Genomic DNA, 5273 nt, shown 5'->3' on the forward strand with positions numbered 1-5273 from the left:
TATCCCATGAAATTCAATTTTAATATTACCAATCGAACCCTTTGCCTAATACATCAAAAAGCTTTTTATTATAGGGCTCGAAAAAATCCTGTAGCCTAGAAATACTCTCCTCGTCAGGCGGTGGCGTTTTTATAGCATTTTCATTGATTTTATCTTCGTATTTTGGAACATCAAAATAGCCTAATCCGACAAAATCATAGATTTGATTTAAAAAACTATTGTTATCAATGAAATAGTTCTTCACGTCCAATACCAATACGTTATAACGCCCAAAACACTCTATCCAAAAATTCACAGCCTTCCAGTAAATGCTAGTTTGTAATGGATCCGATCGGCAGACAGTACATTGGGTATTCTGGAAATACGGACAGAGATTTATCTACATAAGCAGGAAATGAATTTAAAAATGGAAGATTTCTTGCCCGTTCCATTCCAGAATGAAATATCTCCCACTTCCATTGCGAATAAAACCTATCAACCGGGTTTCTCAAAGTAATAACAACCTTAATTTCTGGCTTGGCCTTAGAGAGGTTATAAACAAATTCCATCCAGTGAAGATATGGCGCCAAAAATGGAGACATAGCCTTACCGTGATTTAAAGCATGGTCATGTTTTTGCTTTTCTGTCGGATAAAGTATACGCCACTTATCCATATCAGCGCTGTCATATTCTTTTGCCAATGGAGTCATAACCTGCGGATGCAGCATAATATTAACTGCCAAATCACTTGTGCCGCCTTTTATCGGCCCTACCACGCAAAAATCCGGTAGCGTTCCCGGTCCGGAAACTTTTCTAGCAAAATAACGCCATTGCGGAACAGCAGCAAAATAGTGTTCGAGAAATTGATACTCAATCCATTTAGAAAAATACTCAAGCCTTGTAGGCAATTTATCTTCCGAAATAAATCCATTTCTAAAACTCGTGTATTCGGACATAAACTGATATGATCGAGACAACCTTTTCCTTTTACTGCCAATCGAATCCGCTCTCATTTATTTAAGTAAAATCCGTTGTTTAAAAAATAAAAGAAATCGATGACCATCATGAATCATTAAAAAATCACCAATTATTAAATTACAATTACTTTTAAACTAAAACATTAATCTGCAAAAATCATACTCCCTAACTCTAACGCCATAATTAAATTACCACCCCCTATAATTTCACCATTTTCATATGCTTGAACAGGGCTTTTTTTACCAGATATTAATTCACATAACACTCTATACGCGACAGAAATAACACAATCGCTTGAATTATCATTGTCTATTATTTTAACCCCATCACTGTTACTCTCAATTAACCACTCCCCTCCCCTTATACCAGATATCAAGAACCTACAACGCCCGCGCCAAACATAATCACTTTTATGCGCTCTATCTGTAAGCTGAGACAATCGTCTATTAAAAAAACCGTTAATATCTAAATCTTGAATCTGCTGATCTGTTTCTTCCCTATGTTGCTCTGCATACAATTCTTCTAATGTAGGATACCCTAGATAACGATGAATGTCATTCACCTCCTTCATCAAGTCTTCAGGGATCGCCGCAAACGGCATTGCAGTACCCTTGCCAACAGAATCGCTATCAATACTATCTGAAAACCAAACCTTTAGATCACCTTCACCTTGGTCATGCGGAGATTTAAAAATTAATTCTAGCAAAGACTTATCCCATTCTTCACCAAGAAACTTGAACAATTCTCCCACGGTCTGTTCCGGTCTATAAACTAAAGACTCATAATTAACCCTTATGCACTGATCACTATATGTTTGTTCAAAATCAATTAACTTTTTAGTTTTATCCAGCCAAATATTAAGCATTGCCTCAACTAAATTAGTAGGATACTTTTTGACATAAGGAGTTAGAGCATCCATATAACCTAATGCACTAAACTTAATACAAGAATACGCCACATCCAAGCTATTACGATATAAACAAATAAATTTTGCATCCGGAAAAATCTTATACAGAATATCCACAAAATCAATATTTGCAGTTGACTTTTCGCACCACTTTTTTTTGTCTTTTCCAAGTGCATAGCGATTTAATAAATCCGACACCACTTTCCGAGTTTCTTCAGCAGCCAACATTTCCCTCTGTTTATTTGTTTCAACTCCAGGCAACTTCCCCAGAGAATAATAAACGGTCATATACAAATTACTACACAACACTCCCAAATTAAGATGTCCTGGACTGCAAAAAACAGGATGTGTATCGATGATACATCGCAATAGGGTTGAACCTGACCTAACACAAGACAATATAAAAACAGGCTGTCCGCCTGATTCAAATCGCTGACTAATCATATTGCAGCACCATAATCCAGAAAATTTTCAATAAAAAAATTATGCACCATAAGACTTTTTTACATAAATCACAACTCGGGCGAAACCCCGCCACCAACGGTTGTCGATCTACTCACCCGTTAACTTTTTGATATACCCAAGCTCGTCATTTTATTTAACGCCTCGGCGCGCAAGTAAGTTTCCACTTGCTACGCCGAGAAACACCAGTTTTTCAATTAAATTTAAGCGCTTTGCAAAAAGTTCGCATGCATTAGTTTTTAGAGGCTCCAGTAAGGCTTGGCAACAGTACGATTTTTATGCCTGCTAACTTGTTGCTAAGCGCTTATATTCCTTACCAAGGCCGTTTTCAATACTCTATCCTCACCGACCCCATAAACGTCCGCGGCGCACCCACTTCAATACTGTCTCGTCCAAACGAAGTCGGATAGAATGCTTTGTCGAGCAGATTATTGACATTAAATTGCGTGGTCAGCTTGCTGCCGCCGATTTTCCACGAGTAACCGGCCAAGAGATTCACGGTCGCATAACCGGGTAATATCGCGGTCGTAGCAGTGGGGTCGGTATGTTGTGAACTGCGGATAACGGTGCCGCCTCCCAACTTAAAGCCTTGCAACGCTCCCGTTTGAAATTCGTAACTGGTAAATAGGCTGCCGCCATGCCGAGGCACCCCGCGTAAGCGATTATTAATTTCATTGGGATTGCCTTGTGTCACCAAAGCATCAGGCGTATAGGCGTAGGAAGCGATCATATTCCAGCCCGGCAAAATTTCGCCCTTCGCGTCCACCTCCAAACCCGCGCTGCGCGCTTCGCCGATGGTTTCGTTAAAACCGGTAAAGCCGTTAAACACTGCGATATTTTGTTTGGTCAAGTCGTACCAGGCCACGGTGGCCAGAAAGCGCTTGTCGAACAGTTCGGTTTTCGCGCCCAACTCCCATTGTTGTGCGGTCTCCGGCGGCAACACGGAGCCCCCGAATCCGGCAGAGTTGATACCGGTAAAATTTTCCGAGTAACTGCCATAGAGGCTGAGTTCGGGAATAGGCTGCCAGACCAAACCGCCTCGAGGAGTCAAACTATCCTGCCGGGGACTTTTATTCGGTTTGCCGTTGTTTACCGTAACGCTGCTCTCGGCGCTGTCGTAACGAAAACCCGCCAGCATACTCAAGTTAAATGGGAGCTTGATTTGATCCTGAAAATACAGTCCAAACCAATCATTCCCCGACTTTAGATTAAGAGTGGGCGTACCCTGAGCAATACTGGGGCCGAGATAAACCGGATCGTAAATATTGGTGTTACTCCCCGTAAAACTCGCCTTAAAGTTGTCCAAGCTCTTGCGGTAATAATCACCTCCCAGCAGCAAGGTATGCTTTAGCCCCCAAGTCTCGAAATGGCCAGCCAAATTGACGCTGTTGAAATAGAGCGCTTGGTCTTCAAGGCCGTTTGTCGAATGAGCCACAAAGCGATTGATCGTGCTCGGGTTAATCATCGTTTGTGTCGACGCGATTTGTTCCAACCCGAAGTACAGCGCATTGAAACGGTGGCTGAAAGTCCAGTTATCATTAAACGCGTGCGACCAATTCACGCCGACCATCAGGTTTTCGTATTCGCTGGGAGGATTCGCCTCCCCAAGAAACCGGCTGCGCGGCAAATCGGCGGGGCGAGTGCCCTGGAAGATCGCGGGAATGCCCCGGTCGAACACCACATGACCGGTGTCGTATTCCAACTCGAAATTTACCTGAGTGCGCGGACTGATGTTCCATGTGACCGTCGGCGCGACAAGAACCCGATCACTGTTGACCATATCGCGAAACGAATTAGCACTCTTATAAGCCAGGTTGAAACGGTACAGCAAAGATTTGTCATCATTAATCGGTCCGGTAGCATCCAGGGTGGTACGGTAAAAATCGTAGGAACCGAATTGTTGTTGCAACGAATAATAGGGTGTAGCCAACGGTTTTTTGGTCACATAATTCACGATACCGCCCGGCACGGCCATCCCGTAAAGCAAAGACGCCGGTCCTTTTAAGGTTTCGACGCGCTCGGTATTGGCTAAATCACGCCCGCCTACAAGACCGCCTCCCAAAGGCCATGGCATTCCGTCCCGGTAATCCCCCAATGGAAAATTGTTAAATCCTCGTCGAGTTGTCCAGTCAAAGAAATCACCGGAACCGCTGGCACGAAAGATACCGCTCACATAATCCAACGCATCGGTCGACCTGATCGCTTGAACGTCCTCAAGCACTTGCTTGGGCACGACTTGTATCGAGAACGGAGTTTCCATGATCGGCGTGTCGGTCTTGGTCGCCGTGGAGGCGTTCGGCAGGCTGTAATCCGGGTTATAAGGATCGTCGGCTTCATAACCGGTGGGCGCGGTCACGGTCACCGCCGGCATCGTGTCCTCATGCGATTTCGCAGCCGTAGCCGCCGCTCTCTCTACAGTAATTGAGCTATCTCCCGCCAACCGGTAATTCAACCCGCTGCCTTGCAGCAAATGATGTAAGGCTTGCTCTATCGTATAGCTGCCTTTTAAACCATTCGATTTCAAGTCTTTCGCCACTTCGGCCGGGTAGCTGAGGTCTACGTTAGCGGTTTCGGCCAGTTTATTCAGTGCGGTGGACAGATTACCGGCGGAAATATTGAACTGATAAGCCTCGGCTTTCGCCAATGCCGAATTGGCGCTTATCAATGCACACAATAGCGTAACCGTCTTGACAGCATGACGGTGGCCGGCTTTTCCGCCGGTTGAATGTTTCTGTTTACCTGCCTTGAAAACGTAGTGGTTTAATGGATGACTCATGAATGATCCCGATGATGAAAAATAGTGAACGCCAAAACATCCGATTTCTAAAGTTCGGCTTCGCAATCTTACCGAACACGTTAAGGCGTAATCTCCTGATGAGGCGGAGACTAAAGACCCCGCCTAGGAGACGACAACAGATCTTTTTTTCCCCATGTTCTCAATCCACCG

General features: G+C 44.2%; 4 protein-coding genes. All 4 read right to left on the reverse strand.

From position 1 onward, the window contains the following. Positions 1-25: 25 nt before the first annotated feature. Positions 26-244: a hypothetical protein gene (locus ACEPPP_RS03680; protein WP_374089703.1), complete on the reverse strand. Its 219-nt coding sequence runs from the start codon at positions 242-244 to the stop codon at positions 26-28. A gap of 67 nt (positions 245-311) precedes the next feature. After that, complete coding sequence (locus tag ACEPPP_RS03685) at positions 312-935, reverse strand: sulfotransferase domain-containing protein (RefSeq protein ID WP_374089704.1); 624 nt, start codon at positions 933-935, stop codon at positions 312-314. Positions 936-1099: 164 nt separating this feature from the next. Next, positions 1100-2308, reverse strand: a complete 1209-nt coding sequence (locus tag ACEPPP_RS03690) for a sulfotransferase (RefSeq protein WP_374089705.1) — start codon at positions 2306-2308, stop codon at positions 1100-1102. Positions 2309-2654: 346 nt separating this feature from the next. Next, the gene (locus ACEPPP_RS03695) at positions 2655-5168 is read right to left on the reverse strand and encodes a TonB-dependent siderophore receptor (RefSeq protein WP_374089706.1); all 2514 of its coding nucleotides are present in this window, start codon (positions 5166-5168) and stop codon (positions 2655-2657) included. Positions 5169-5273 lie beyond the last annotated feature (105 nt).

This window comes from Methylomicrobium lacus, from assembly GCF_041897535.1.
Taxonomy (GTDB): domain Bacteria; phylum Pseudomonadota; class Gammaproteobacteria; order Methylococcales; family Methylomonadaceae; genus Methylomicrobium; species Methylomicrobium lacus_A.

Bases quoted from the DNA above. Each gene is read 5' to 3' on its own strand.
- ACEPPP_RS03685 (WP_374089704.1), bottom strand. From the start codon at position 935: ATGTCCGAATACACGAGTTTTAGAAATGGATTTATTTCGGAAGATAAA.
- ACEPPP_RS03690 (WP_374089705.1), bottom strand. From the start codon at position 2,308: ATGATTAGTCAGCGATTTGAATCAGGCGGACAGCCTGTTTTTATATTG.